Here is a 26,610-nt window from a genome sequence, read left to right on the forward strand (position 1 = left end):
CCTGGACATCCCCGGGCCGATCAGAGCGAGTCGCCGACCTTTCGTGCCTCGAGTGCGAACATCGACAGGTTGGGGTGAATACCGGCGGCAGAGGTATCGCCGGTGGGCTGGGCGATCCAGCGTTTGTTCAGTGGCTGGCAGACCCCATGGTCGACCGACGCGGTCCGCAGGTCCACTGCATTGAGCTGGTCGGTGGTGAGACCCAACGCGGTACGGATCTGGTCGAGCACGATGCTCTGGGTATCGGCCAGGGTGTTCAGCAATCCTTGCAGGTACTGCGTTTCGTCGGTCGTGTATTCCCACGCCGCGGACCCGGTCCCGCCGGAGCAGGCGACGCCCGATCCGGTGCCGAACACCGACGGGTAGGTCAGGAACCGGATCTTGGCGTTCGGCGCGGCCAGCCGGATCTGGTCGACGATCGGCCGGAGGTTCTTCGACATCGCTGCCACGGTGATGTCACTCACGCGCAGCCCGCGGGTGCCGTCGCTGTTGGTTGCCGCGGGCGTGCCGTCGGGGTCCACACAAACCTGCTGGTAGCAGGCGTACATCTGTCCGGTCACCGATCCGTTGTACGCGTTGTCGGACGACGCATAGACATCGTTCCCACCGATGGAGACCGTCACCACCGTGGTGCCGGTACCTAGCGCACCCGAACCCGGCGTCGTCGACCGGTACCCGGCTGAAGCCTCCGCGATCTCGTCCCCGATCGAACTGGTGGTGCCGTCGGCGTTCGTGGGGTTGGCGATACTTCCGCTCTTGTCACCGGGACACGATGCGTCGTAGTACGCGTCGCGTTGCCCGAAAGTGTCGGCGAGGTAGCCGAGCTGGTTCCAGCGGGATCGCTGGCACTGGATCATCACCTCGGTGCCGGACTTGACGTAACCACGCGAGTTCGGGCTGGTGTTCGGGGAGACTCCCGGACCGGCGGCATACGAACTACCGAATCCCACCGTCTTGGCCCATCCCTGCCCCGCTGGTGTCACTGTCAGGCGGTCGAAGTTGAAACCTCCTTGCTGGACAAGGACATACAACGCGTGCGGTCCGGTCGGGATCGTGACGCGCTGCGTCTCGGAGATCCAGGTCTGCCAGCCACCCGTATTCGGGACGGTCAGCGTGGCCGGGCTGATGATGTTGGTGGTCGAGTCGAGGGCGTACCGGATCTTCCCGGAGGTGAATCCGCTCGCGACCCGCGCGCTGATGTCGAAGGAACCACCGGCGGCCGCATAGACGTCGTACCGCAGCCATTCACCGTCGTCGGTGCTGCCGACGTCGTAGTTCACCGGCGGCGAGGTCTCCGGTGAGGAGTGTTCGAGATCGACGTCGCCACCGCGGTAGTAGCCGGTCAGCTGAGCACCGTCGTACGTCGTATTGCCGTTGCCTGCTGTGGTGTCGTGGTATCCGACGCCTTCACCACCGGCACCGAAGTCCTCTGCCTCGATCACGGCGCCGGCCGCAAGTGCAGTGACCCGGGAGCCGACGAGGTAGCGGAAGTCGTAGCCTCCGGCAACGACCACGAAGGTGAGCGTGTGCCGGCCGGCCGGCACCCCGGCGCCGTACAGCGGCACCGATGTCCAGGCCCCGCCCGTATTGGGGACGTTGACCGTGCCGACGGACACTCCGTCGACCAGGACCTGGAACTTGCCAGTGGCAACACTCGAGGAGAGCCTGGCGCGGAGGTCATAGTTGCCGCCGGCCACCACGTTGACCGTGTAGTTCAGCCGATCGCCGGTGGACAGCCCGCCAACGCCTTGCCCGCCACCGTAGGTGGTGTCTGTCGTATCGATGAGGTTGGTCGCATCCGGCCGGTACGTCGAGGTCGTCGCCTGCGGTGTTGCGATCTGATAGCCGACGCCCTGACCGCCCTCGTTGTAGTCCTGCGCGAAGATCGTTCCAGGCAGTACGCCGCTGTCGACGGTGTACCCGGTCGGCACGCCGCCGGTCACCTGGGAAATGTGCTGCTGGCCGGTGGACGGCAACGGCTGCACCCGGATTCCGGCGATGGTCGGGCTGCCGGTGACAGCGACGGTCTCCAGTGACAGCGACCCGTCGGTCACCGCGAGGTCGAAGGACTGACTCGTAGCGGTCTTCCCGCCACCGGCCAAGGCATAAGGATCGACGCCGGACAGCCGGGTCGACCCTTCAGCCAGAACGTCGAAAACCCTTTGTCCTGCTGCCGTCGACGTATTGTCGCTGAGCAGCAGAGTGACCCGGTACCGGCCGCTCGGGACCGCCAGGTTGTAGCAGAACTGACCGTCGCGGGTGCTCTGGTACAGGGCGTCGTCCGCGGTTCCGGCGATGGCGCTCGTGGTCGTGTGGGTCATCCCGCCGGTGTCGCCGGTGTCGCCGGTGAAGTGCTCACCCCCGATGTCGTTCCAGCCCGACCCGGCCCCGGCGTTGATCGAGTACGAGTCTTTCGGGCTCGCCCAGGTGAACGTGGTCGTCGAGTGCGCCGCCAGGGTCGTCTGGAACCCGTTCGTCCCCTCCCCGACGGTCAGCGTGGTCGCCGGGCCGCTGTTGACGGCGACCAGGACCCGCTTGCCGTCCGGGTTCTCGAAGGCGGTCTGGGTGACGGTGTCACCGGTCGTACCGCCCTCGGCGCCGATGCGGTGCGCGCCCGGCTTGACGAACTTGGAGAACTGCGCGAGTTCGTAGTACTTCGGCAGGTAGGTGATCGTCGCCGGGCTGGTGCTGGTGTCGACCTCGATGAGCGGCTCCTGCGGGGCACTCAGGTCGGTGACCGGACCGCCATTCTGGTCGAGCACCATGTTCCAGTAGATGTACGCGCCCTGGCCGGAGTTGATCTGCTTGACGATCTCCCGGCCCCACTTCTCGTCCCGGATGTAGTTGTCGGGTTCGGCCTGGCCGAGATCGGTGTGCTCGCTCATCCAGCTCGAGTAGCCGGGCGCGGCCTGCTGGAACAGGCCGAGGTTCCCGTCGGAGCAGTACTCCTGGCCGAAGTCGCACTCGTACGGATGGAAGTCGGCGCCGGCGGCGTACGGCTTGACCGTCGGATCGGCGAGCACATGGGCGGGGTACCACCAGTGGTCCTGGTTGTGTTCGTAGACGCGGATGCGTGACTTCGTGCCGGTCGCATCGAAGGTCGGTCCGAGGTAGGTGCCGACGAACTTCTCCATCTGGTCGGAGGTGAACGTCGTCGCCTCGAACTTGGCCGGGTTCTCCGGCTCGTTCTGGATCGAGACGTCGTCGACGGTGATGCCCTTGGCCCGGTACGCCGCGACATACCTGGCGAAGTAGTCCGCGTAGGCCTGGTAGTACCGCGGGTCCGTCGTCGGCTCGATCAGCTTCGGGTCGCCGGGCCGGCCGAGCAACGAGTTGTTGGCCTTCATCCACGAGGGCGCTGTCCACGGCGAGGCCATCAGGCGGAAGTTCCCCTTGGCCTTGGCCGCCTTGATGTAGGGCACCAGGTACTGGTCGTCGTGCGCGATCGAGAAGTTGCTCAGCGAGAAGTCACCAGGCGTCTCGTCGTAGGAGTAGTGGGTGAGGGCGAAATCGCTCGACCCCATCGGCGTCCGGGCGATGCTGAAGCCGGCGCCCACGGACGGGTCGAAGAGCTTTGTCATCACGGCATCGCGCTGGGCGGCACTCACCGAGGGCTTGGTGAGTGTTGCCCAACCGGCCTCGTTGAAGGTGGCACCGAAACCGTCGATGCCCTGGAACTGGCGCGTCGCGTCGACGCGGATATCGGGCTGACCGGACAGAGATCCGAAACTCGGAGAGCTCTGCGGCGTGAGCCGGTCTCCCCCGAGCGATGTCGCGACGACCGAGACCGTCGTACCGGGTCCGGCCGCGACCGCGCGCTCCGGATGGCCGATGGACACCAAGGACCCCCCGGTCAGCACACCGGCCGCCGTCAGGGCGACCACCAACCTTGCCTTCACGTTCCTCGTGGTGGAGAGCATGTTCCTCCTCGTGGCGGGCCCGCCAAGGAGGGGCGGGTTGGCGGCAGATTACTCACTTACAAGTCAGTAAGTACATCACGAAACAATAACGGCCCGGGATTGCGCCTCAGCGCGTCCCGGGCCGGCAACCGGCTCGGAGGGTCAGTCCTGGGTCAGCTCGTGGACCAGGGCCCGGATGATGAGCTCGACGGTTTTGCGCATGTCGACCGCCTCGCGATCAAGCAGCCACTGCGTCTGCAGGCCATCCATCGTGGCGATGATCGCGGAGGCGGCAGCGACGGTCTGCAGGTCACCCATCCCCCGGCCGGTCGCATCCGCCACCGCGCTCGTGACCATGTCCCGCAGGCCTGCGAAACGCTCGGTGAAGAACTTCCGGCCCGGATGATTCTCGGTGACCGCCTCGCCGAGCAGGACCGTGTAGGCCTGCACGATGCCCGGCCGCTTGCTGTTGGTTTCCGCTGTCTCCACAAGGTGTTCCAGCAGCGGCGCCCCTCGCGGTGCGATGTGCCCTTCGAGCTCGGCCACGTCGGCGTCGTCGCGATACTCCAGCAGCGCGATCAGCAACTGCTCCTTGGAGCCGAAGTGGTGCAGGACCCCGGCATGGGTCATGCCGACCCGGTCGGCGATGTCCTGCAGCGACCCGTTCGCGTAGCCACGCTCACCGAAGACCGCCATCGCGGCCTCGAGGATCTCGGCCCGTCGGCGGCCGGACCGCTTCTGCGGCCGCTGGGCCCTTCCGGCGCCGGACGAAGGCGGCGCCGGCCAGCTCTGCTGCGAACCCATCAGTCCTCCAGATCCTCACGATCACTACACAAGGAGCTTACGACCGTTCGAACGCCGGTTCGCACCGAACGGCACTACTTGGTGACCAGTAAGTAAATGTTACGTAACCGAGATATTTCAAAGACTTGCCGACCAGTAAGTAAGTCTTTTCTACTAGGCGGAGACGGCCGGACCCGTGATACCCGCGGGGGCCGATGGGAGGAAGTGTGCATGACTGTCCGGACCGGTGCTCCTGACGGCGTCGTCGCGGGCTACCCGAGCCTCCACGCTCGGGTGGCGCTGCTGACGGGGGCCACGTCCTGGACGTTGCATCCCTTCCCCGAGCGTGACCTGCGCGCCCTCGTGGTCTCCGACGGCCCGGTCGGCGTACGCGGCGTCAACGAGGACATCCGGCCATCGGCCCAGCTGCCCAACCCGAGCGCGGTCGCCGCGACCTGGGACGTCGAGCTGGTCCGTCGGCTGGGCGCCCTCGTCGCCGGCGAGGCGCACCGCAAGGGCGTCGACGTCGTCCTGGCGCCCGTGGTCAACCTGCAGCGGACTCCGTACGGCGGCCGCCACTTCGAGACCTTCTCCGAAGATCCGCTGCTGACGGGAACCATCGCCGCCGAGCTCGTCCGGTCCACGCAGTCCTGCGGAGTCGCGCTCTGCGTCAAGCATTTCATCGGCAACGAGTCCGAGACCGACCGTACGACGTACCTCGCGCGGATCCCCGAGCGTGCGCTGCGTGAGGTGTACCTGGCGCCGTTCGAGCGCACGGTCGAGGCCGGCGTGTGGTCGGTCATGGCTGCCTACAACCGGGTCGAGGCCGGGTCGGAGGCGAATCCGGCGACCGAGCATTCACACCTGATCAATGGCATCCTCAAGGGCGAATGGGGGTTCGACGGTGTCGTGGTCAGCGACTGGCTCGCGACCGGGTCGACCGTCGAATCGGCGCTGGCCGGACTGGATCTGGTGATGCCCGGGCCGGACGGCCCGTGGGGGACCGCGCTGGAGGCGGCGGTTGCTGACGGCAACGTTGCGGAGGCCGTTGTCGACGACAAGGTCGAGCGGATCGTCCGCCTCGGGTCGAGGGTCGGCGCCGTCGGCACCCTCCGGCAGCCCCCGGTGATCGACGACGACCTCCCCCACCGGTCCAGCACTCGCGCTCTGCTGCGCGAAGCCGTGACCCGCTCGATCGTCGTACTGCGTAACGACGACTTGCTGCCACTGTCGAGCGACAGGCTCCGTACGGTGGCGCTGATCGGGCCGAATGCCCTCGAGCCGTTCGTCCAGGGCGGCGGCAGCGCCTTCGTGACGGCGCCGTACCTGGCCGGGCCCGAGGCAGCGCTGCGGGATGCCTTGCCGGATACCAGGATCATCGTGAGCCGAGGCGCCTCGGGTCACGAACATGCGGGACCGATCGACCCACACTTGGTGACTGCATCCGACGGCGCGCCGGGCTACCGGATCACCTTCCTCGACGCGGCGGGAAACGTCGTCGACGCGGAGCGTTCGGTCCCTGCTGACGAGGAGTGGAACCGGGACGCGCCACCCGAGGCGACGCAGGCGCGGATCCGCGCGATCGTCACCCTTGACCGTCCCGGCAGACACCGGATCGAGGTCGGCGTGTCGGGCGCGCACCGGATCCGCTTCGACGAACAGACTGTTTCGGAGTCGCGGCAGTGGGCAGACCACGACGTCATCCTCGATTCTTCCGCCAACAACCCGAGCGGCCCATCGGCGGTCTTCGTAGCCGAGGGCAACGAGCAGGTCGTCGTCGAGTCGGACCAGCAAGTGGTCGATGCCGGCGCCTACGGCCGCTTCGTCCGCTTCGCACTGCGGCACGACTTCGAGGAACACACCGCGGATGAAGAGATCGACCAGGCCGTCGCCGCCGCGGCGGCCGCCGACACGGCCATCGTCGTCGTCGGTACCAACGAGGAGACCGAGTCCGAAGGCTGGGACCGGCAGACACTGGCCCTTCCCGGCCGCCAGAACGAACTCGTCGAACGGGTCATCGCTGCCAATCCCCGCACGGTGGTCGTCGTCAACGCCGGGGCGCCCGTCGTCCTGCCTTGGCTGGAACGCGCCGCGGCCGTCCTGTGGTGGTGGCTTCCCGGCCAGGAGGCCGGCACCGGGCTGGTCGACGCCCTGCTCGGTGTGACCGAGCCCAGCGGCCGCCTGCCCTGGACCCTCCCGGCGATCGAAGCCGACCCTCGTACGGCGCCGATCGGCGGAACCATCGACTACACCGAGGGCATCCATATCGGCTACCGCGGCTGGGACCGGGACGGCCGGACGCCGGCTCGCGAGTTCGGCTTCGGACTCGGCTACGGCGACTGGGTGTACGACGAGCTGGAACTGCGCGGAGACGTCGACGACCTCGTCGTACAGGTACGGCTGACGAACGTCAGCGGCCGGCCTTCGCGTGAGGTTGTGCAGGTCTACCTCGAGGCGCCGGACTCGTCCATCGAGCGTCCGGCGCGCTGGCTGGCGGGGTTCGCGATCATCGACGTACCGGCCGGTGCTGCCGACACCGCGCTCGTCCCTGTCGACCGGCGGGCGCTCGAGATCTGGAACGTCGAAGCGCACCGGTGGGAGATCCCCGGCGGCCGCTACGTCTTCACCGCGGGCAGGTCCAGTCGTGATCTGCGGCTGTCCGTGCCCGTGTCGGTACAGAACCAACGGCTGATCCGCCCGTGAGCGGACCGGTTTCCTACCCAGGGAGAAGGCACTGATGACCCGAACCAGACAGCGGATCGCGGCACTGGCCGCCACCCCGCTGATGATCGCAGCCTTCGCCGGCTGCGGATCATCCGACGGCAGTGGTTCGAACGGAACCGTGGAGATCACCTTCCAGGAGCAGTTCAGCGACGCCGAGTCGGCCCAGTTCGCCAAGCAGCTCGAGGGATTCGAGCAAGCGAACCCGACCATCAAGGTCAAACTCATCCGCGACAACGACAAGAGCTACTACGACAAACTGACCACCCAGATCGCGGGTGGCAAGGGACCGGACATCGCCCGGGTCGAGCCACCACGCGCATCCCAGTTCATCGCCTCCGGCTGGGCTTTGCCGCTCGACGGCACCGCGGTCGCGAAGGACTACTTCCCCGCCAGCCTGGAGCCGCTGACCAAGGACGGCAAGCTGTACGGCGTACCGGTCGACGTCTCGGCGCTAGCGCTGTTCTACCGCTCCGACCTGTTCAAGGCAGCCGGGATCAGTGCTCCACCCGCGACCTGGGCCGAGTTCACCGCGGATGCCGACAAGCTCACCTCCGGTCGCGTCCACGGCGCCGGGCTGTTCGGTGGCTGGGGCGGATTCGAGTTCTACCCCTGGCTGTGGCAGTCGGGTGCCGACGTCCTCGACAAGGACCAGAAGACCGCGGTCTTCAACTCGCCGGACGGCGTCCGCGCTCTTCAGTTGTGGGTCGACCTGCAGAAGAAGGCGATGCCCGCCGGTATGGCCAGCGCGACCGAGGACGACCTGAAGGGACCGTTCGTGTCCGGGAGCCTGGCGATGATGACGTCAGGCCCCTGGATGATTCCGTCGCTGAAGACCGCCGGGATCGACGGCAAATGGGCCGTCGCGCCGCTGCCGAAGGACAAGCAGACGGCGACGGTCCTGGGCGGGCTGGACCTGCTGGTGCTGAAGAACTCCAAGCATGCTGACGCGGCGAAGACGTTCGTGAAGTGGCTGATGCAGGACTCGGTGCAGAAGGAATGGGCGAGCAAGCTCGGCTACGTCCCGGTGAAGCCGGCGCTGTACGACGACCCGGCATTCAAGAACGACCCTTACGTCACGGCCTTCTCCGAGGTCTTGAAACAGGCGCGGGCACGGCCGTCGATCGCGCAGGCCGGCGACGTCGACACGGCGTTGGGCCAAGCGGTACAGGCTGCGCTGTCGGGGAAGAAGTCCCCGCAGGAGGCGCTCGACGCGGCGGTCCAGGCCTCGAACAAGGTGCTGCAGTGACCATGGTGACATCGATCCGCGCGGCCGGGGTGGAGGGAGTCCGGCCGCGTGGACTTCCTTGGCTCACGCGGGCAACGCCGTACCTGTTCCTGGCCCCCGCAGTGATCGCCGTGTGCGGCTTCGTGATCTATCCGATCGTCACCGTCGCCGTGCAGAGCTTCTTCGACGTCAACCCGACCAAGCACCAGGGCTGGCAGTTCAACGGTGTCCAGAACTACGTCGACGCCGCGCATGACCGTGCGGTCTGGTCGGTCTTCGGGAACAGCCTGATCTGGACCATCGGCTCCGTCGCCGTGCAACTCGTCGTCGCGATGGCAGGCGCGTTGCTCCTTCAGCAACTCGCCGGCGCGAGGCTCTTGCGTGCGGTCTTCGTCCTTCCCTGGGCCACGCCGGTGGTCGTCGGCGCGCTGGCCTGGAAGCTGCTCTACCAGCCTGACTACGGCATGATCAACCAGATCCTCGGGCTCGTCGGTTCGCCGGACGTCGAGCACGCCTGGCTCGCCGATCCACACACCGCGCTGGGAGCCGTCGTACTGGCCAACGTCTGGCGCGGCTTCCCGTTCATCATGGTCCTGCTGATCGCCGGCATGGCGTCGATCCCCGGTGAGCTGTACGAAGCCGCCAGCGTCGATGGGGCGACCTGGACCCGAGCGTTCCGGCGGATCACCCTGCCGTTGCTCAAACCGATGCTCCTCACCAGCACCCTGATGGCACTCATCTGGACCTTCAACAACTTCAGCCTGATCTACGTCATGACCGGCGGCGGACCGGCCGGCGCGACGGACATTCTCACGACCTTCGTGTACAAGAGCGCCTTCAGCAGCTTCGACTTCGGCTACGCGTCGGCGCTGTCGATGATGCTGTTCGTGATCGTCGGAATCGGCTCGGCCGTCTACATCCGTGCCTTCGGGAAGGACGCCCTCCTGTGACTGCCCTCGCCGCCGCACCCGGTCCTCGCCGTACCCGTCGCCCGGTCCGCCCGTCCCGTCCACTGCTCTGGGTCGCAGCGACCGTGCTGGCCGTCTTCGCGCTCCTGCCGATGATCGGCGTGGTCTCCGACGCCTTCAAGACCAAGGAGGAGCTCTACCAGAAGCCGCGATCGCTGTTCCCCGCCCATCCGACGCTGGACAACTTCTCCTATGTCGTTGGTCGCGGCAACTTCCTGTCCTGGCTCGGCAACTCCGTCCTGGTGAGCATCTGCACCGTCGCCATCGGCCTGCTGATCGGTGTGATGGCGGGCTACGCCTTGTCGCGCTATCGGTTCCGTGGCCGGTTCGCGATCGCGATCGGGCTCCTGGCCACCCAGATGTTCCCCTCGGTGCTCCTGATCATCCCGCTCTTCAGCGTCATCTCGAAGCTGAACCTCATCGATACTCCGTGGGCACTGATCCTCGCGCAGGTGAGCGCGTCGGTCCCGCTCGGCGCGTGGCTGATGAAGTCCGCGTTCGACCAGATACCCAAGGAGATCGACGAAGCCGCCCGCATCGACGGCTGCAACCAGTTCGGTGCGATGTGGCACGCGGCGCTGCCCGCGGCCCGTCCCGGAGCCGTTGCCGCCGGCATCTTTCTGTTCATCGGCTCGTGGGAGGAGTTCACCTTCGCGCTCACCTTCACCAACAGCGACGAGCATCGCACCCTGCCGGTAGGCCTCTCACAACTGTCCAGCGCCTACGAGGTCTCCTGGAACCAACTCGCCGCGATGGCCATCCTGGTAGCGATCCCGAGCATCGTCCTGTTCGGCCTGATCCAGAAATGGCTCGTCGCCGGCAACACCGCCGGAGGCGTCAAGGGATGACCAAGGTCACGGTCGAGAACGGCCTGGTAAAGATCGGATCGCGGCGCCTTCCACTGATTGCCGGCGAGATCCAGTTCTGGCGGATGGATCCCGAGACCTGGGAACCTGCCGTGCGGGCAGCCCGCGACGCCGGAGTCCAGATCATCAGCACCTATCTCTCCTGGCGCCGGCACGCGCCCACTCCTGGCGGTCTCGATCTGACCGGCCGGCGCGATCCGCGCCTCGACGTACGGCGATTTCTCGACGTCTGCGCGGATGCGGACGTCTACGTACAGCTCAAGCCTGGACCTTGGATCTGTGCCGAGGAGGTGGGGGGCGGTTACCCGGACTGGTTGCTGGATCGCCGTGAACTACTGGTGCGCGACGACGCCGGGGAGATCGCTCTCGGCTACAACCCGCCGTTCCAGCACCCCATGCCGTCGTACAGCCATCCCGGTTTCCTCGAAGCGGTCGACGGATGGTTCACGGCGATCTGGGCTGTCGTCGGTGACCTGGTGTTCCCGAACGGCCCCGTCATCGCCTTCCAGCTCGACAACGAACCGAGCACCTGCTTCCAGGACTCGATGTATCGCAGCGACTACAGCGATGCGGCCGTCGAGGCCTACCGGAAGTGGCTGTGGGAACGGTACGACGGCAGCCCGCAGTCTTGGCGTACGGCGTGGGCCGACGAGACGTTGACGAGTTTCGACCAGGCCGAGCCGCCGTACCGGCCGGTGCCGGGTGCTTCGGCGGTAGCCCGGCGTTTGTACGACTGGATCGACTTCAAGACCGACACCGCGGTCCGCTACCTGGCCGAGCTGAAAGCCATCCACCATCGACTGGGCGGGCAGGACCTCCTCTACACCGTCAACCTGGTCACACATCCCGTCCACGACGTACCGGTCGCTCACGCCGCGGTATCGCGCGAGGTCGGCGCTGCTACCGGCGAGGACCACTACTACATCCCGCCTCTCGCGACGGACGACATCCATCGCCTCGCGCGTTCGGCCGCCACCGCGCGCGCGGCAGGTGAACCACTGCCCTGGGTTCCCGAACTGCAAGCCGGCATCTGGCGCTCCCCCGGCGAACGCATCGACTACCCCGACCCCACCCCGCTGGAGCAAGAGATCTGGTGGGGAGCCGCCGTTGCCCTCGGCTTCAACGGCTTCAACCTCTACATGCTCTCCGACCGGGAGAACTGGGAACTGGCCCCGCTCGGCATCGACGGCGGCCGGTCGCCCTTCTTTGCCCCGATCGACAACCTGGTCGCCTCTGCCCGCCGGCGACCGGACGCGCTCACAGCGCCGGTCACTCCCTCGGTCGTCGTCGCCTGGCATCGCCCCGATGCGAAGGCGGCGTACACAGTCACCGGAACCTCCCGGATCCCCGACGTCGACTGGTACGACGAGGACGCGGCCGCCGCGTACTGCGCCTGGGACACGACGCTGCTGCAACTCACGGCGGCCGGGCTGGCCTACAACCTGTGGGACACCGCGACCGAACTGACCGAACCAATCGGGATCCCGCTCGTCGTGCCGCCACGCAGCGGCGTAGACCAGGAACACCTGGTCCTCCTCCGCGCGACCGGCCGCCGGATCATCGAACTCACCGAACCAGCCACCACCAGCCAGCTGAACGACCTCGGCCCCGACTCCCCCGCCATCATCAGTCCAGCCGGCCGAGTGCCGCAGACTCTCGTCACCGCCCGCCGCACCACCGACGGACACATCCTGCACATCGTCAACTGGGGCAGCGATCGCACCGATGCCGTCCTGCGATTCCCCTGCGCGCCCGACGGCATTCTCACCCACGTCCCGACAGGCCGAGCCACACCATTTCGCTCCGGGTGCGCTGCCGTCCACCTCACGCCCGGCCACCAGACACTCCACCTGGCCGGGTAACCTGGTGTACTCTGCCGAGACTGGAGATGCATAGGACTCCTATGTATATTGGTGGGTGTGATGGCTACGGATCTGACCAGGCTCGGTGAGGATGTCGTCGTCGCGTCGGCGCGACTGAACCGGCTGGCCACCCGGGATGTGAGCGCCTTGCCGCATGCCGTGACGCGGGTGCTCGGGCGGCTGGACGAGTTGGGACAGGCCCGGATCAGCGAACTGGCCAAGGCCGATCGGTGTTCCCAGCCGACGATGTCGGCCCAGGTGCAACGCCTCGAAGAGCAGGGTCTCGTGCAGCGCGCCGCCGATCCGGGCGACTCCCGTGCCAGCCTGATCAGCCTGACAAAGGCCGGCCTGGCGGAACTGAACAGCGCCCGGCACCAAGCCGGCGCCACCTTGGCCGCACGGCTGAGCCAACTCCCCGACACGGACCTCACTACGTTGGAGGCCGCGGTCGTAGTCATCCACAAACTCCTCACTCTCGAGCCGGTGGAGGACACGCCCCGATAGGGCGTTCAGCCGGTGGGCAGGAGTCCGTTCTGGATCAGGTGCCGGAGGAGGATGGCGGCGGCAGCGCGGGCGAAGTCGTTCGGGTCCTGGGATCGGACGACGAGTGAGCAGGTCTGACCGAGTTGCTCGACGCGTTCCGTGAAGGCCGTTCGGAGGGCCGTGTGCAGGTCGGTGCTGTCGGTGACGAAGTCGCCGGTGACCAGGACGACCTCAGGGCCCGCGATGGCGACGACGGTCGCGGCCGCATCGCCCAGCGCCGTACCGGCCACAGTCAGGGCGGCGGTCAAGCGCGGGTCACCTGCGCGGGCCAGGGCCAGCGCGTCGGCCATGGTCAGCTGTGGATCGCCAACCGCCGTACGAATCGCGGTCAGGATCGCCGCGGTCGAGGCCACGGTATCCACCTCGGTACCTGTCGAGCTCACCACGGTCCGCCCCAAGGCGCCGTCGCCGGACGGCCCGCCGACGACGCCACCGTTGGCGAGCAACGCGCACCGCACTCGTGCTCCTACGGAAACGACCGCAAAGGTCCGCATCCCGATCGCGGCACCGAACCACTCCTCGGCCAGCGCCACCGCGTGGACGTCGTTGGCCACGACGACCTGATCGTCGGGCAGCTCCGCCCGCAGCCGCGCCAGGAAAGCGACGTCGCGCCACCCGAGCTCGGCCGATCGCACCCGCTCGTCCCCCACGACACCGTCGAGTACGACGCCGATGCCGCCAAGACCGGCCATCTCGTCGCCGAGCGTGGTCCGCAGCCCGCGAACCAACTTGCCGATGGCAACGGCCACGGTCTCGGGTGAGGATCCGGGCAGCCCGTACTCCGTCCGGTGCAGGATCCCGGCCCGCAGACTCGTCACGGTCGCGAACAACCGATCCCGCCGGACCACGATCCCCAACGCCAGCAGGCTCTCCGGCACCACCCGCAACGCGCGGGCCGGCCGCCCGGGCGCGGCCGGCGCGACCGTTCGGTCCTCGGCGAGGGTGACGAGGCCGTGATCCATCAACGTGGTCACGGCCTTCGTCACCGATGCGGCGGACAGATGCAACTGCCGGGTGACGTCGATCCGCGCGATCGGGCCCCGGGTCAGGATCCGGACCAGCACGTTCACCGCCGTCGGCGAGTCCAGCGCCAGCGGCTTGCGCACTTCCTTGGCCGTCACCCGGTCACCGCAGCCGTCGAACCGGTCAGCCCTGCGCCGCCAACGTCTCCTTGGTCTTGTCGGTCACCTTGGTCCAGAAGTCGTCTCCCGCGTTGCTGGTGAAGTACGACTCGAACAGCGGCTTCAACGTCGACTCGACGTTCGTCCCGTTGGCGAACGGCTTGGACAGCTGGATCTGGCCGGCCTTCTCCATCGCGGTGAACACGCTCAGGTCCACGCCCTTGGCCTGCTCGGACGCGGCCAGGGCGTCCATGGCCTTCCCGTTGGACGGGAAGAAGGAGGCGTTGTACGCGGCGGCCTTGGTCTGACAGGCCTCCGACTCCTGGTAAGCGATCCACTTCCAGGTAGCCTCCTTGTTCTTGCTCTTCGACCAGACGACATTACCGTTGGCGTTCCCGAAGGCCCCGCGCGTGGTTCCGTCCTTGCCCAGCGGTGACGGCGCGATTCCCACCTTCAGCCCCGGCAACTTCGCGAACGTCGCCGCCTCCCAGGATCCTCCCACGGTCATCGCGACCTTGCCGCTCCCGAGTTGCTCACTGTCGGAGACCGTGAAGGTCCCGAGCTTCGGCGAGTACCCCTTGTCGACCATCGTCTTGACCCAGCGCATCGTGGCGACGAACCGCGGGTCGTTGTAACTGAACTCGGTCGGCCACGCCTCCGGGTTGGCCATCTTCCAGCCGGTGGCCGCCGCGAACGGGAACCACGACGTCTGTCCGCGGAAGTCGTTGGCGGCCAGCATGCCGATCCCGTAGACCGCCACATGCGCCTTGTCGAAGCCGGGCGCGTCGCCGCGGACGCCGTTCCGGTCGACGGTCAGGTGGGCCGCGAGCTTCTCCGCCGTACCGCCGTCACTCGGGTCGAACGTCATCGACTGCAGCTGTGCGTCGGTGAGCCCGGCCTTCGCCAGCAGCGCCTTGTTGTAGTAGATGCCGGAGGTGGCCCAGTCCATCGGCAGCCCGTACAGCTTGCCGTCCTTACCCTTCCAGGCATCGGTCCCGATCGTGATGCCCTTGAGGTCGAACCCGTCCTGCGCGACGTGGTCGTCGAGCGGCTCGAGCTGGCCCTGGTCGACGTACGACGGGAAGTACTGGACGCTGTTCATGAAGCCGTCCGGTGCGTTCCCGCCGACGAAGCCTGCGGTCAGCTTGGTGAAGTAGTCGTCGGTGTTGTACTGCGAGATCTTCACCGTCGTGCCCGGGTTCTTCGCCTGGAAGTCCGGGATGCACTGCTGGTACGCCTCGGCCTGGACCGGGTCCCAGGTCCACCAGTTGACCGTTGTGTTGCCACCGGCATCGTTGTCGGACGACGAGCAGGCCGCCAGGCCGGCGGTGAGGACGACCGCCGCGGCCATGGCCACCAGGCGTGTGGACTTCATGTGGTTCTCCAGGGGTGAGGGTGTTACTTGATGCCGCCGAACTGGATGGAGTTGACGATCCGGCGGCCGAAGACCATGAACAGCACGAGCATCGGCAGCGCCGAGACGAGCGTCGCGGCCATCAGGCCGGCCCAGTCCGGCATCGACTGCGGTGAGGCTTGTTTGAACACGGCCAGTGCCACGGTCAGCGGCCGGACGCTGTCGTCGGTGGTCACGAGCAACGGCCAGAAGTAGTCGTTCCAGAGGCCGATGAAGCCGAGGATCGACAGCGTGGTGACCGGGCCGGACGACATCGGCAGGACGATCCGGAACAGGACCCGCAACGGCCCGGCGCCGTCGATGATCGCGGCCTCCTCGACCTCGGTGCTGAGCCCGATCATGAACTGCCGCAGGAAGAAGATGTTGAACGCCGAGAACAGCGCACCCGGCAGGATCATCCCGCCGAAGGTGTTCAGCAGGCCGAGGTCCTTGATCAGCACGTAGTTCGGCAGCAACGTCAGGATCCCGGGGATCATCAACGCGGTCAGGAAGACGGCGAAGACCACGTCCCGGCCGCGCCACTGCAGCCGGGCGAACGCGTACGCCGCGAGCATCGAGAAGAACACGATCAACGCGGTCGTGACCGCTGCGTAGATCACCGAGTTCAGGACCGACTGCGCGAGGTCGATCGCCGCGCCCGAGCCGCCTTGGGCGAGCGCCTCGGCACGGGACGAGAAGCCCAGCACCCGACCGAACGCACCCCAGGTGAAGCCCACCGGCAGCGGCGACGACGGGTCGGTGATCAGCTTCAGGTTGTTGGACAGCGCCGTCCGCAGCATCCAGTAGAACGGGAAGATCGTCACCAGCAGCACGAGGACGACGTACAGCCAGGCGAACGTGCGGCCGACCGGGAGCCGGCGGCGTGAGATCGAAGTGGTCATGGCCGGGCTCCTAGTTCGTGTCCGACTCGTTGGCCCGCAGCAACCGCAGCTGGACGAACGTGATCGCGAGCAGGATCGCGAACAACGCCAGCGACATCGTGGCCGCGTAGCCGAAGTCGAACTGCCCGAACGCCTTGTCGTAGATGTAGATCTGCAGCATGTTCGTCGCGCCGGCCGGGCCGCCCTTGGTCGTCACCTGGACGATGTCGAAGACCTGGAACGACCCGATCACGGTCAGGACGGCGACCAGCGCGAGGATCGGGCGCAGCAGCGGGAGGGTCAGGTACCGGAGCATCCCGAGCTCACTGGCGCCGTCCAGCCGGCCGGCCTCGTACACCGACGGCGGGATCGTCTGTAGTCCGGCGAAGATGATGATCGCGTTGTAGCCCATCGACTTCCAGACGCTGATGAACGCGAGCGTCGGCACCGCCCAGCCGTGCGATCCGAGGAACAGGATCGGATGGTCGATCAGCTTGTTGAGTGCGAGGTTCACGACGCCCAACTGCGGGTCGAGCATCCAGGCCCAGACCGTACCGGCCACTACGCCCGACACCAGGAACGGCAGGATGATCAGGCCGCGGATCACGGTCGAGACGCCGAGCCGGTGCAGGACGACCGCGGTGAGGACCGAGAAGAACAATCCGATCACCACTGCCAGGACGACGAAGTACACGGTCACCAGCAGCGACTGCCAGAACATGTCGTCGTGCATCAGGTGCCGCAGGTTGGCCAGGCCGGTCCAGCGGGCCGGCGTGAGCACCTTGAAGCTGGTGAAGCTCAGGTAGATCCCCCGCAGCGTCGGGTACGCCGCGAACACCACGAACCCGACCGCCGCCGGGGCGATCAGGATCCACGCGAGCCGAGCGTCGTACCGGTGCGCGGGTGACTTGCGCCCGTGATCGAGGATCGCCATCTACCTGCCCATCGACTATTATTTTGCTCGGTTAAAAAATTGCCTGACCAGCATCTACTTGTCAAGCCGGAAGGCCACAACCCCTAGCCCTGCAGTCGCTTGCGGAGAAACGTGATGGTGGATCGTGGAAATGTCCATACAATCCCGCGCTCGCTCCATTCCTGACCTTGCGGCAGGTTCTTAGCGTGCGAGGTATGCCCCCTTCCAGCGCACCGGCACCCGCCTCGACGCGTCTGGACGATCGCGCGCGGCCGCCGGTCCTGCGGCTGGTGCCGTCCGACCCGCTGGTCACCTTCGAGGGCGAGTTCCACCTGAGTTCGTACGACGCGACCCTGCAAACGGGCTGGGTCGAGCTGCAGACGGGCGTCTCGTACCCGACCCGACGGATCGGGGTCGCGCACGCGGCGACGGCGTACGCCGCTCTGCATTTCTCTGCCGACGGCGGCAGCCTCGCGATCGGTCTCGCGGTGGCGGCGCCGGTGTCCGGCGTACGGCTGCAGTTGATCGACGAGGTCGCGGGTCGGGTCGAGCGGCAATGGCTCGCCGACCTCACCCCGGACGCGCCGCTGGTCGACCACGTCTCCGCGCCGCACAACGACCTCGGCGCCCTCCGGCTGACGGCCTTCGCGGCCGGTGTGGAGCTGCTCAGCGCCCGGCTGATCACCAGCTGAATAAGCTGACGGGGTGCTCATCCCCGACGGCTTCCCCGGTCAGCGCATCCAGGTGCTACCGCGGCCGCTGGTACGACGGATGCGGTCCGAGCCGATCACCGAACGGCTGCTCGTCACCGACGCCGGCTACTTCCCGCACGCGGCCGGGCACGGCCGCAGCCGCCCCGAGGGCGCCCCTGAATCGATCGTCATCATCTGCACCGAGGGCTCCGGTCTCGTCGAGGTGAACGGATCCGCGGTTCGCGTCTCGGCCGGCGAGGCGGCAGTCATCCCCGAGCGAGTCCCGCACAGCTACCAGGCCGACGACCTCGACCCGTGGTCGATCTGGTGGCTGCACTTCTGCGGTACCGACGCCGCCGCACTGGTGGACGCCGTCCGCGGGCCGGATCACGCGCTCACCCTGAAGCTGCGCGACGCCTACACCGCCTCCGGCCTCGTCGACCGGATCCTGTCCGGCATGGAACGCGACGAGACCGCCGGCAGCCTGATCCCGGCGGCCGGCGCCGCCTGGCACCTGCTCGCCCAGCTGACCGCGGACCGGCTGCTCGGACAGGCGCCCAGCCACGACCGGATCGAACTCGTCCAGCAACACCTCCGGCAGCACCTGTCGACCCGGCAGAGCGTCGCGGAGCTCGCCCGGCTGGCCGGGCTGAGCACCTCGCACTTCTCCGCGTTGTTCAAACAGTCCACCGGCATGGGCGTGCTCGAGTACCTCCGCCGGCTCCGGAACGCCCGGGCCCGCGAGCTGCTGATCACCACCGGCCTGTCGGTCGGCGAGATCGCCACCGCGGTCGGCTACACCGACCCGTTGTACTTCTCCCGTCAGTTCCACGCGATCAACGGCGTCAGCCCGACCACGTTCCGGGCCGGCAACTAGGTCACGAGATCGTTGGCCGACCTGACGACCGGGTAGCCGAGCTCGAGCTCGTCGCGGGTCACCCCTCGGACCCGGATCACCGTGGATTCACCCGGCAGCAGCGTCACCAGCATCTCGTCGGCCTCCGCCGCCGGCGCGATCCGGTCTGCCAGTACGGCGAGATCCCGGACGAACCCGCGGGCCGTGATCGTCAGCTCGACGCCGTCGTCGACGTCCGCGGCCGCGACCTCCAGCTCCGCCGGCTGGTAGGCGAAGTCCTTGTCCTCCACGAAATACCAGAATGCGCGATCACCCTCGGACGTCTCCGCGACCAGCAACTCTCGAGCCGGGTCGCCGGGCTCGGCGATCTCGACCAGCGCCCGCGCCGCGGCCAGTCCGTCGGTCGCGAGCTTCACCGACTGCTCCGCAAGCAGGGTTCCGTCGCGGTCGAGGCGCCGTACCCGGACCTCGGTAGTGCCGCCGGCGGCCGAGTCGTCCACCACGACGACGGCCAGGCCCTCCGGACCTGGCTGGAAGGTGAGCAGCCGTGGCCGGTATGCACGCCGCAGCGCGTACCAGGCCGGTTTCAGCCGCTCGTCGCCGTCGACGACAGCCCAGGACACGACCGGCCAGCAGTCGTTGAGCTGCCAGATGATCGCGCCCATGTTCAGCGGCTGCAGCGAGCGGAAGTATTCGATGCCGAGCTGGAAGGCGCGCGCCTGGTTGAGCTGCATCGCCCAGTGCCAGTCGTCGAACCGCTCCGGCAGCGCGAAGTGCGGAGCCAGTCCCCGTGCGAGTTTGCCGTTGCCGTCACCGGCCTTCTGGTGGTTGAGCATGCCGGGCGAGTCCGGTGCGAGTACGTCGTCGTGCACCGCGCGGGTCAGCGTCGACATCGTCATCGGACCCTGCCAGCCGAACTCGGCGACGAACCGGGCCGGGTACTCGCGGTAGACGGTGTAATCCTTTTCGTTCCAGGCGTCCCAGAGGTGCACGAGCCCCTTCGACGAGTCGTTGTAGAACTCCTCGGGGCGCCCGGAGTACGGGCTTCCCGGCCAGTAGTAGCGCTCCGGGTCGACCTCCGTGACCGCCTTGGGCAGCACGTCCAGGTAGTAGGTACTGCCCCAGCCGCGGCCGCCGACGCGCTCCTTCCAGTTCCAGTCCTCGAAGCCCCAGCCGAGCCAGTTCTCGTTGTTGCCGTTCCACAGTGCGAGGCTCGGGTGGCTCATCAGCCGCTCGACGTTGTCCCGGGCCTCGAGATTGATCTCCGCCATCATCTCCGGCGTCTCGGGGTACGGCGCGACCGCGAACAGGAAGTCCTGCCACACCAGCAGGCCGGTCTCGTCGCACGCGGCATAGAACTCGTCGCTCTCGTAGACCCCACCGCCCCAGACCCGGACCAGGTTGACGTTCGCCCGGATCGCCTGGTCGAGGCGACGGTCGATCCGGGCCCGATCCACCCGGGACGGGAAGCAGTCGTCGGGGATCCAGTTCACCCCGCGGACCGGGATCGGCCGCCCGTTGACGACGAACACGAACGGGATGCCGTCCGCGTCCGGCACGGTGTCGACCTCCAGGCTGCGGAACCCGATCTTGCGCGACCACGCGTCCATGCCGCTGGACAGCTCTACCTGCAGGTCGTACAGCGGCTGCTCGCCGTACCCGATCGGCCACCAGAGCTCAGGTTCGGGGACAGTGAGCTCAAGTCGGCCTCTGCCCTTGTCCGTGACGGTTGTGGCCTCGACGCCGGCCACGCGCGCGGTCACCTCCGCATCGGCGCCGACGACTTCGACGTCCAGCACGACCTGACCCTTGCCATCAGCAACGGTCACCTGCGGTCGCACCGCGCCGAGCCGGGCCGTCGTCCACTGCTCCAGGCGCACGGACCGCCAGATTCCGGACGTGACCAGGATCGGGCCCCAGTCCCAGCCGAAGTTGCAGGCCATCTTCCGAATGTGGGTGTGCGGCGAGTACACGTCCGGCCAGCCGTCCGCGGCGGCCTGCTCGGACGGTCCCCACGGCGAGGCGAACTCGACGACGAGTTCGTTCGTACCGTCGATCAGCCGATCGCTGACGTCAAAGCGGTACCGCCGGTGCATGTTCGCCGTACTCGCCACCTCGTGGCCGTTGAGGACGATCCGCGCCAGTGTGTCGAGTCCGTCGAACGCGAGTTCGGAGACTGTCTCCGGCCGTGCGCTCGCGGTGAAGCGGCAGCGGTAGCGCCAGGCCTGGCGGCCGATCCAGTCGAGCCGTTGCTCGTTCTCGTCGAGGTACGGATCGGGGATCAGCCCGGCCGCGAGCAGATCCGTCGTCACCGTCCCCGGGACGGCGGCCGGGACCGGTAGCGCGGCACGCACCTCCGCCGGGACCTGTCCAGGCTCGACCGCCTCGAGCACCCACCCGCCACCGAGTTCCTGCCAGACCTTCGCCATGCGGCTCAGCCTACATTTATTTCCCCGGGAACATAATTCGTCCGTGAGCCAGTTCACCTGGATATACATAGGAATCCTATGTATCTTTGAACCGTGAGCAACTCCTCGTTCCTGAAGCAGCCCAAGTCCGTCTGGGCGGTCGCGTTCGCCTGCGTGATCGCGTTCATGGGGATCGGTCTGGTGGATCCGATCCTCAAGCCGATCGCCGAGCAACTGCACGCGAGCCCGTCCCAGGTCTCGCTGTTGTTCACCAGCTACATGGCGGTGATCGGCGTGGCGATGCTGATCACCGGCGCGGTCTCCAGCCGGATCGGCGCCAAGCGCACCCTGCTCATCGGCCTGGCCATCATCGTCGTGTTCAGCGCACTGGCCGGCCTGTCGAACTCGATCGGCATGATCGTCGCCTTCCGGGCCGGCTGGGGTCTCGGCAACGCGCTCTTCATCGCGACCGCCCTGGCCACGATCGTCAACTCGGCCAGCGGCTCGGTCGCCGAGGCGATCATCCTGTACGAGGCCGCGCTCGGCGTCGGCATCGCAGCCGGTCCGCTGGTCGGCGGCGAGCTCGGCACGATCTCCTGGCGCGGCCCGTTCTTCGGCGTCGCCGTCCTGATGACGATCGCCCTGGCCGCCACGGCGTTCCTGCTGCCCGCCTCTCCGCCCCAAGCACGTCGTACGTCGATCCTCGAGCCACTGAAGGCGTTGCGGCACAGGTCGTTGGCGACGGTGGGTGTCACGGCGTTGCTCTACAACTTCGGCTTCTTCACGCTGCTCGCGTTCACGCCGTTCCCGCTGGCGATGTCGGCGCGGCAGATCGGTCTGATCTTCTTCGGCTGGGGTGTCTGCCTGGCGGTCAGCTCGGTGTTCGTCGCGCCGCGACTGCAGCGCTGGTTCGGGACGCTGCCGACCGTGATGGTTTCGCTGCTGCTGTTCAGCGCAGACCTGGCGATGATGGGTCTGTTCGCCCACCACAAGGCAGTGCTCGCGATCGGCGTGATCATCGCGGGCCTGTTCCTCGGCATCAACAACACGCTGATCACCGAGGCCGTAATGGGTGCCGCGCCGGTCGAACGCTCGACGGCGTCCGCGGCGTACTCGTTCGTCCGCTTCTCCGGCGGCGCGATCGCGCCGTGGCTGGCCGGGAAGCTCGGTGAAGAGGTCAACATCCAGCTCCCGTTCTACGTCGGCGCCTTCGCCGTCCTCCTCGCGGTCGGCGTCCTGGCGAGCGGCTGGAAGCCGTTGTCCCACCTGCGCGTCCCGGCCAACCACAGCGAGGTCGAGGCTGAGGCACTTACGGCGGCCGACGCCTAACTGAGGACCTTGAGCAGGGCGGCGAAATCCGCTCGGTCCACCGGGCGTGCGCCGATCAGCACCTGCATCAACAGCCCGTCGAGGGCCGCAACCAGCAGCTGCGCCTTTTGTGGATCGGACGTGAGGGCTCGGGCGATCTCGGTCAACGGCTCGAGCCAGGCGCTCGCGGTCGACCGGAGCTCCGGCCGGCGCGCGGCGTACAGGTAGAGCTCGTAGAGCGCGAGCGTGCGGCCGCGTCGTCGTACGACGCTGTGCTCGATCAACCGCGCGAGCTCGTCCACGGGCCGCGCGCCCAGCTCGCTGCCCCGGGCGTGCAGCTCCGCGGCGAGATCTTCAGCCGCCCACGCGAGCGCGGCGACGAGCAAATCGTCGAGCGTCGCGAAGTGATACGTGATGGACGCCACCGACACATCCGCCGCCGCGGCCACCGCGCGATGGCTTACACCTGCGACTCCGTCGCGCTCGATCACGGCCAGCGTGGCCTGCAGGACCTCGCTCCGCCGCTGCTCACCACGCATTCGGCGGCCGTCGACAACCCTCCTGACCTGCATGAACGGCAAACTATCAGGACGTCTGTACGGATTGTTTTTGGTCCGCGGATTCGCGGGATCGGCCGCCGCGCGACACCTAGGCTTTGGTGACGTGACAACCAACAACGTGAGTACGGCGATGCGCCGCGCACTGAAGCGAGCGGCCGACGGCAAGACCCTCGACCCGGTCGAAGCGGAGGTGCTGCTCGGTGCTTCGGGCGAAGCGCTGACAGCCTTGATGGCGACGGCAGCGAGGATCCGGGACCAGGGCCTGGCGGACGCCGGCCGGCCGGGCATCGTCACGTACTCGAAGAAGGTCTTCATCCCGCTGACCCGCTTGTGCCGGGACAGATGCCACTACTGCACGTTCGCGACCACGCCGGGGCGTGTGCACTCGCCGTACCTCTCGCCGGACGAGGTGCTGGAGATCGCGCGACAGGGGGCGGCGCTTGGCTGCAAGGAGGCGCTGTTCACCCTCGGGGACGCGCCTGAGGACCGCTGGGAGGCGGCCCGGCAGTGGCTGGAGGAGGCCGGATACGACAGCACGCTCGACTACGTACGGGCGATGTCGATCCGCGTCCTCGAGGAGACCGGGCTGCTGCCGCACCTCAACCCTGGCGTGATGTCGTGGCAGGACCTGCAGCGGTTGAAGCCGGTCGCGCCGAGTATGGGGATGATGCTGGAGACCACGTCCCGGCGCCTGTTCGAGGAGAAGGGGCAGCCGCACTTCGGGTCGCCTGACAAGGACCCGGCGATTCGCCTGCGGGTGCTCGAGGATGCGGGCCGGTCGAACGTGCCGTTCACGACTGGGCTGCTGATCGGGATCGGGGAGACGCTCACCGAGCGGGCCGACTCGATCTTCGCGCTGCGGAAGGTGGCTCGGCAGTACAACGGGATCCAGGAAGTCATCATCCAGGGGTTCCGGGTGAAGCCTGATACGGCGATGCGGAACGACGCCGACGTACCGCTGGACGAGTGGCTGGCCGCGATCGCCGTCACGCGGGTCGTACTCGGGCCGCGCGTCCGCGTCCAGGCGCCGCCGAACCTGGTGGATCTGGCCGAATGCCGACTGCTCCTCGACGCGGGCGTCGACGACTTCGGCGGGGTCTCGCCGCTCACCCCGGACCATGTGAACCCGGAGCGTCCGTGGCCGCAGATCGACCAGCTGGCGGCGGTCACGGCCGAGGCCGGCTTCGTGTTGCGGGAGAGGTTGACCGCACATCCGGAGTACCTGCGTGAGCCGTGGCTCGATCCTCGCCTGATCTCCCACGTCGAAGCTTTGGTTGATCCGGAGACTGGTCTGGCAAACGAGGCTGCCCTTCCGGTTGGGCTGCCCTGGCAGGAGCCCGACGGCGGCTGGGACAGCGTCGGACGGACCGACCTCCACACCGCCATCGACACCGAGGGCCGTCGTACCGAGACTCGCTCCGACTTCGACGCCGCGTATGGCGACTGGGACGTCGTGCGTGAGGACGTAGCTGCGCGCCGCGCCGCCGGTACGTCTCTGCCGATCACCGGCAGCTCGGCACCGGCTCGCATCGACGCGGACGTGAAGGCGGCTCTCGCCGCTGCGGAGCGGGACCCGGCCGGGCTGTCCGACGCCGAGGCCCTGACGTTGATGACGGTCACCGGTCCGGCGCTCGACGAGCTGGCGCGGATCGCCGATGAGTTGCGCAAGGCAACGGTCGGCGACGACGTCACGTACGTCGTCAACCGCAACATCAACTTCACCAACGTCTGCTACACCGGCTGCCGATTCTGCGCGTTCGCCCAACGGCGCACCGACGCCGACGCGTATTCGTTGTCGATGGACGAGGTCGGCCAGCGCGCCGAAGAGGCCTGGGTGATCGGGGCGACCGAGGTCTGCATGCAAGGCGGTATCCACCCCGACCTGCCGGGTACGGCGTACGCCGATCTGGTCCGCGCGGTCAAGGACCGGGTGCCGGACATGCACGTGCACGCGTATTCGCCGATGGAGATCGTGAACGGTTCGGTGCGGACCGGCTTGTCGATCGAGGAGTTCCTGATCTCGGTCAAGGAGGCCGGGCTGGACAGCATCCCCGGCACCGCGGCGGAGATCCTCGACGACGACGTGCGCTGGATCCTCACCAAGGGAAAGTTGCCCACGGCATCGTGGATCGAGGTCATCTCGACGGCGCACAAGGTGGGGCTGCCGTCGAGCTCGACGATGATGTACGGACACGTCGACGCACCACACCACTGGGTCCAGCACCTGCGCACGATCGCTGCCGTACAAGACGAAACCGGTGGCTTCACCGAATTCGTGCTGCTGCCCTTCATCCACCAGAACTCGCCGATCTACCTCGCCGGCGTCGCGCGACCGGGACCGACGTACGACGAGAACCGCGCGGTACACGCGATGGCGCGGATCATGCTGCACGGCCGGATCGACAACATCCAGTGCTCCTGGGTGAAACTCGGCGTCGACGGCTGCGTCGCGGTCCTCAACGGCGGCGTCAACGACATCGGCGGCACGCTGATGGAGGAGACCATCAGCCGGATGGCCGGCTCCAAGCACGGCTCGCGGAAATCCATCGCCGAACTGACCGCGATGGCCACCGCCGCCGGACGGCCCGCGCGCCAACGGAGCACGACGTACGGCGACATCCCGGCCCGTCCGGTCACCGAGCTCGAACTCGCCTGACAACGACAGCGGCTCCCCTGCCGCCAGGCGGGGGAGCCGAAGTGATGCTCACCTTCTCGGTGTACTGGTCCCCAGCAGCACCAGTACACCGCGAAGGCTGCGGCAGGAAGAAACGCCGGTCGTGCCGAGCGTCGGTCGCCACCTCACTGGCGACCGGCAGCCCACATGGCACGACCGGCGTCCTGCTGTTGCCCCGAGAGGGCAAGTCGGCCCGAAGGAGGGCGGACCCGAGGCTCATTCCGTGACCGGCAGGGGAGGTACAGTCCGGTCGCGGACGGGAGCTGCTCGGAACCACCTGGAGCCTGTGTCAGCGACCCGTCCGTCGCTGACAAGTAGAACGTTGTCACGCGCCGCGATCCCCGGGGAATCCCCCCGATCAAACATTTGCATTGCCTTTGAACAAGACAACGCTCCGTAGAACAACCCTCACTTTCCGTACAACAGTTGCCTGCCGCAACAACTACAGCGTCCCCCGGAACCACCGCTCGTCGGCGTCCGTCACAGCTCACCGTGAGCTGGCCGAAACCTAGTCTGGCCAGACACCGACAGAAGGACGTGACGATGAGCGAGCGCAACATCCAGCACAACGACTTCGACCCGCACGACAAGGGCCGAGGCGGCCGCAACGCCGACAAGCCCGTCCCGGACCGAGACATAGCCGCCGCCCTCGGCGGCTCGGAGCCCGCGAGCAAGGCCACGAAGCAGGACAAGAACGCGGCCGACGACAAAGCGGCCACGAAGCAGGGCAAGTCCATCGGCGATCGCCTGTTGGGCAAGTGACCACCCCGCAAACCTGACCCCACCGCGGCTGACCCGCAGCGACCGCGGCGGATCGCCGCCGGCTGAATGGGCGGGCGCGCCGGCTGGCCGGCGCGCCCCCCGGGGGGGGTTGGGGGGGGGGGGGGGGGGGGGGGGGGGGGGGGGGGCCCCGGGGGGGGCGCGGGCAGTTTTT

Annotated in this window: 19 protein-coding genes; 11 read left to right on the top strand and 8 right to left on the bottom strand. The window is 67.6% G+C overall.

Annotation, left to right across the window (positions count from 1 at the left end; genetic code table 11):
* Positions 1-20: 20 nt before the first annotated feature.
* Together ACWF4Z_RS16990 and ACWF4Z_RS16995 are read right to left on the bottom strand one after the other, a co-directional pair.
* Positions 21-3,920: a carbohydrate-binding protein gene (locus tag ACWF4Z_RS16990; protein ID WP_452243986.1), complete on the bottom strand. Its 3,900-nt coding sequence runs from the start codon at positions 3,918-3,920 to the stop codon at positions 21-23.
* 141 nt (positions 3,921-4,061) lie between these two features.
* Positions 4,062-4,703: a TetR/AcrR family transcriptional regulator gene (locus ACWF4Z_RS16995; protein WP_452243987.1), complete on the bottom strand. Its 642-nt coding sequence runs from the start codon at positions 4,701-4,703 to the stop codon at positions 4,062-4,064.
* A 210-nt stretch (positions 4,704-4,913) separates the two neighbouring features.
* On the opposite strand from ACWF4Z_RS16995, the gene ACWF4Z_RS17000 reads away from it, so the two are divergent.
* Genes ACWF4Z_RS17000 through ACWF4Z_RS17025 form a run of 6 tightly spaced genes read left to right on the top strand, consistent with a single transcriptional unit; the run spans position 4,914 to position 12,831 of the window.
* Positions 4,914-7,385 (top strand): beta-glucosidase, encoded by a 2,472-nt coding sequence (locus tag ACWF4Z_RS17000; RefSeq protein ID WP_452243988.1) that lies wholly within the window; start codon positions 4,914-4,916, stop codon positions 7,383-7,385.
* 34 nt (positions 7,386-7,419) lie between these two features.
* Complete coding sequence (locus tag ACWF4Z_RS17005; RefSeq protein WP_452243989.1) at positions 7,420-8,652, top strand: ABC transporter substrate-binding protein; 1,233 nt, start codon at positions 7,420-7,422, stop codon at positions 8,650-8,652.
* Positions 8,653-8,654: 2 nt separating this feature from the next.
* Positions 8,655-9,581, top strand: a complete 927-nt coding sequence (locus ACWF4Z_RS17010; protein ID WP_452244149.1) for a carbohydrate ABC transporter permease — start codon at positions 8,655-8,657, stop codon at positions 9,579-9,581.
* Positions 9,578-10,447 (top strand): carbohydrate ABC transporter permease, encoded by an 870-nt coding sequence (locus tag ACWF4Z_RS17015; protein WP_452243990.1) that lies wholly within the window; start codon positions 9,578-9,580, stop codon positions 10,445-10,447. The genes ACWF4Z_RS17010 and ACWF4Z_RS17015 overlap by 4 nt, the downstream gene beginning before the upstream one ends.
* Complete coding sequence (locus tag ACWF4Z_RS17020; protein ID WP_452243991.1) at positions 10,444-12,327, top strand: beta-galactosidase; 1,884 nt, start codon at positions 10,444-10,446, stop codon at positions 12,325-12,327. The genes ACWF4Z_RS17015 and ACWF4Z_RS17020 overlap by 4 nt, the downstream gene beginning before the upstream one ends.
* Positions 12,328-12,387: 60 nt before the next feature.
* Positions 12,388-12,831 carry a MarR family winged helix-turn-helix transcriptional regulator gene (locus ACWF4Z_RS17025; RefSeq protein WP_452243992.1) on the top strand — a complete coding sequence of 148 codons (444 nt, stop codon included), beginning with the start codon at positions 12,388-12,390 and terminating at the stop codon, positions 12,829-12,831.
* A 5-nt stretch (positions 12,832-12,836) separates the two neighbouring features.
* Here ACWF4Z_RS17025 and ACWF4Z_RS17030 read toward each other — a convergent pair whose 3' ends face one another.
* The 4 genes from ACWF4Z_RS17030 to ACWF4Z_RS17045 are packed head-to-tail and all read right to left on the bottom strand — an operon-like array spanning position 12,837 to position 17,199.
* Entirely contained in the window at positions 12,837-13,991 is a 1,155-nt protein-coding gene (locus ACWF4Z_RS17030) for an ROK family protein (protein ID WP_452243993.1), read from the bottom strand.
* A gap of 25 nt (positions 13,992-14,016) precedes the next feature.
* A complete protein-coding gene (locus ACWF4Z_RS17035; RefSeq protein ID WP_452243994.1) occupies positions 14,017-15,366 on the bottom strand; it encodes an ABC transporter substrate-binding protein in 1,350 nt (449 codons plus the stop codon).
* Between the two features lie 23 nt (positions 15,367-15,389).
* Complete coding sequence (locus ACWF4Z_RS17040; protein ID WP_452243995.1) at positions 15,390-16,286, bottom strand: carbohydrate ABC transporter permease; 897 nt, start codon at positions 16,284-16,286, stop codon at positions 15,390-15,392.
* 10 nt (positions 16,287-16,296) lie between these two features.
* Entirely contained in the window at positions 16,297-17,199 is a 903-nt protein-coding gene (locus ACWF4Z_RS17045) for a carbohydrate ABC transporter permease (RefSeq protein WP_452243996.1), read from the bottom strand.
* A gap of 194 nt (positions 17,200-17,393) precedes the next feature.
* Here ACWF4Z_RS17045 and ACWF4Z_RS17050 point away from each other — a divergent pair, with 194 nt between their 5' ends.
* Positions 17,394-17,870, top strand: coding sequence for a hypothetical protein (locus ACWF4Z_RS17050; protein ID WP_452243997.1), 477 nt, complete (start codon positions 17,394-17,396; stop codon positions 17,868-17,870).
* A gap of 13 nt (positions 17,871-17,883) precedes the next feature.
* Entirely contained in the window at positions 17,884-18,747 is an 864-nt protein-coding gene (locus ACWF4Z_RS17055; protein ID WP_452243998.1) for a helix-turn-helix domain-containing protein, read from the top strand.
* Here ACWF4Z_RS17055 and ACWF4Z_RS17060 read toward each other — a convergent pair.
* Positions 18,744-21,155, bottom strand: a complete 2,412-nt coding sequence (locus ACWF4Z_RS17060; protein ID WP_452243999.1) for a glycoside hydrolase family 2 protein — start codon at positions 21,153-21,155, stop codon at positions 18,744-18,746. The genes ACWF4Z_RS17055 and ACWF4Z_RS17060 overlap by 4 nt on opposite strands.
* A gap of 93 nt (positions 21,156-21,248) precedes the next feature.
* On the opposite strand from ACWF4Z_RS17060, the gene ACWF4Z_RS17065 reads away from it, so the two are divergent.
* Positions 21,249-22,463 (top strand): MFS transporter, encoded by a 1,215-nt coding sequence (locus ACWF4Z_RS17065; RefSeq protein WP_452244000.1) that lies wholly within the window; start codon positions 21,249-21,251, stop codon positions 22,461-22,463.
* Here the strand turns inward: ACWF4Z_RS17065 and ACWF4Z_RS17070 are convergent.
* Positions 22,460-23,014: a TetR/AcrR family transcriptional regulator gene (locus ACWF4Z_RS17070; RefSeq protein ID WP_452244001.1), complete on the bottom strand. Its 555-nt coding sequence runs from the start codon at positions 23,012-23,014 to the stop codon at positions 22,460-22,462. The two genes, ACWF4Z_RS17065 and ACWF4Z_RS17070, sit on opposite strands and share 4 nt — an antisense overlap.
* Positions 23,015-23,105: 91 nt before the next feature.
* Here ACWF4Z_RS17070 and ACWF4Z_RS17075 point away from each other — a divergent pair, with 91 nt between their 5' ends.
* Both ACWF4Z_RS17075 and ACWF4Z_RS17080 read left to right on the top strand, forming a co-directional pair.
* Entirely contained in the window at positions 23,106-25,658 is a 2,553-nt protein-coding gene (locus ACWF4Z_RS17075; protein ID WP_452244002.1) for a bifunctional FO biosynthesis protein CofGH, read from the top strand.
* A gap of 561 nt (positions 25,659-26,219) precedes the next feature.
* Positions 26,220-26,438, top strand: a complete 219-nt coding sequence (locus tag ACWF4Z_RS17080; protein ID WP_452244003.1) for a hypothetical protein — start codon at positions 26,220-26,222, stop codon at positions 26,436-26,438.
* The last annotated feature ends 172 nt before the right edge of the window (positions 26,439-26,610 follow it).

It is taken from the genome of Kribbella sp. NPDC055071, from assembly GCF_053608045.1.

What these genes read in the sequence shown, in the direction of transcription:
- ACWF4Z_RS17080 (WP_452244003.1), top strand. Translation starts at nt 26,220, where the DNA reads ATGAGCGAGCGCAACATCCAGCACAACGACTTCGACCCGCACGACAAG.
- ACWF4Z_RS17000 (WP_452243988.1), top strand. Translation starts at nt 4,914, where the DNA reads ATGACTGTCCGGACCGGTGCTCCTGACGGCGTCGTCGCGGGCTACCCG.
- ACWF4Z_RS17010 (WP_452244149.1), top strand. Translation starts at nt 8,655, where the DNA reads ATGGTGACATCGATCCGCGCGGCCGGGGTGGAGGGAGTCCGGCCGCGT.
- ACWF4Z_RS17060 (WP_452243999.1), bottom strand. Translation starts at nt 21,155, where the DNA reads ATGGCGAAGGTCTGGCAGGAACTCGGTGGCGGGTGGGTGCTCGAGGCG.
- ACWF4Z_RS16995 (WP_452243987.1), bottom strand. Translation starts at nt 4,703, where the DNA reads ATGGGTTCGCAGCAGAGCTGGCCGGCGCCGCCTTCGTCCGGCGCCGGA.
- ACWF4Z_RS16990 (WP_452243986.1), bottom strand. Translation starts at nt 3,920, where the DNA reads ATGCTCTCCACCACGAGGAACGTGAAGGCAAGGTTGGTGGTCGCCCTG.
- ACWF4Z_RS17025 (WP_452243992.1), top strand. Translation starts at nt 12,388, where the DNA reads ATGGCTACGGATCTGACCAGGCTCGGTGAGGATGTCGTCGTCGCGTCG.
- ACWF4Z_RS17070 (WP_452244001.1), bottom strand. Translation starts at nt 23,014, where the DNA reads ATGCAGGTCAGGAGGGTTGTCGACGGCCGCCGAATGCGTGGTGAGCAG.
- ACWF4Z_RS17005 (WP_452243989.1), top strand. Translation starts at nt 7,420, where the DNA reads ATGACCCGAACCAGACAGCGGATCGCGGCACTGGCCGCCACCCCGCTG.
- ACWF4Z_RS17050 (WP_452243997.1), top strand. Translation starts at nt 17,394, where the DNA reads ATGCCCCCTTCCAGCGCACCGGCACCCGCCTCGACGCGTCTGGACGAT.
- ACWF4Z_RS17020 (WP_452243991.1), top strand. Translation starts at nt 10,444, where the DNA reads ATGACCAAGGTCACGGTCGAGAACGGCCTGGTAAAGATCGGATCGCGG.
- ACWF4Z_RS17045 (WP_452243996.1), bottom strand. Translation starts at nt 17,199, where the DNA reads ATGGCGATCCTCGATCACGGGCGCAAGTCACCCGCGCACCGGTACGAC.
- ACWF4Z_RS17035 (WP_452243994.1), bottom strand. Translation starts at nt 15,366, where the DNA reads ATGAAGTCCACACGCCTGGTGGCCATGGCCGCGGCGGTCGTCCTCACC.
- ACWF4Z_RS17040 (WP_452243995.1), bottom strand. Translation starts at nt 16,286, where the DNA reads ATGACCACTTCGATCTCACGCCGCCGGCTCCCGGTCGGCCGCACGTTC.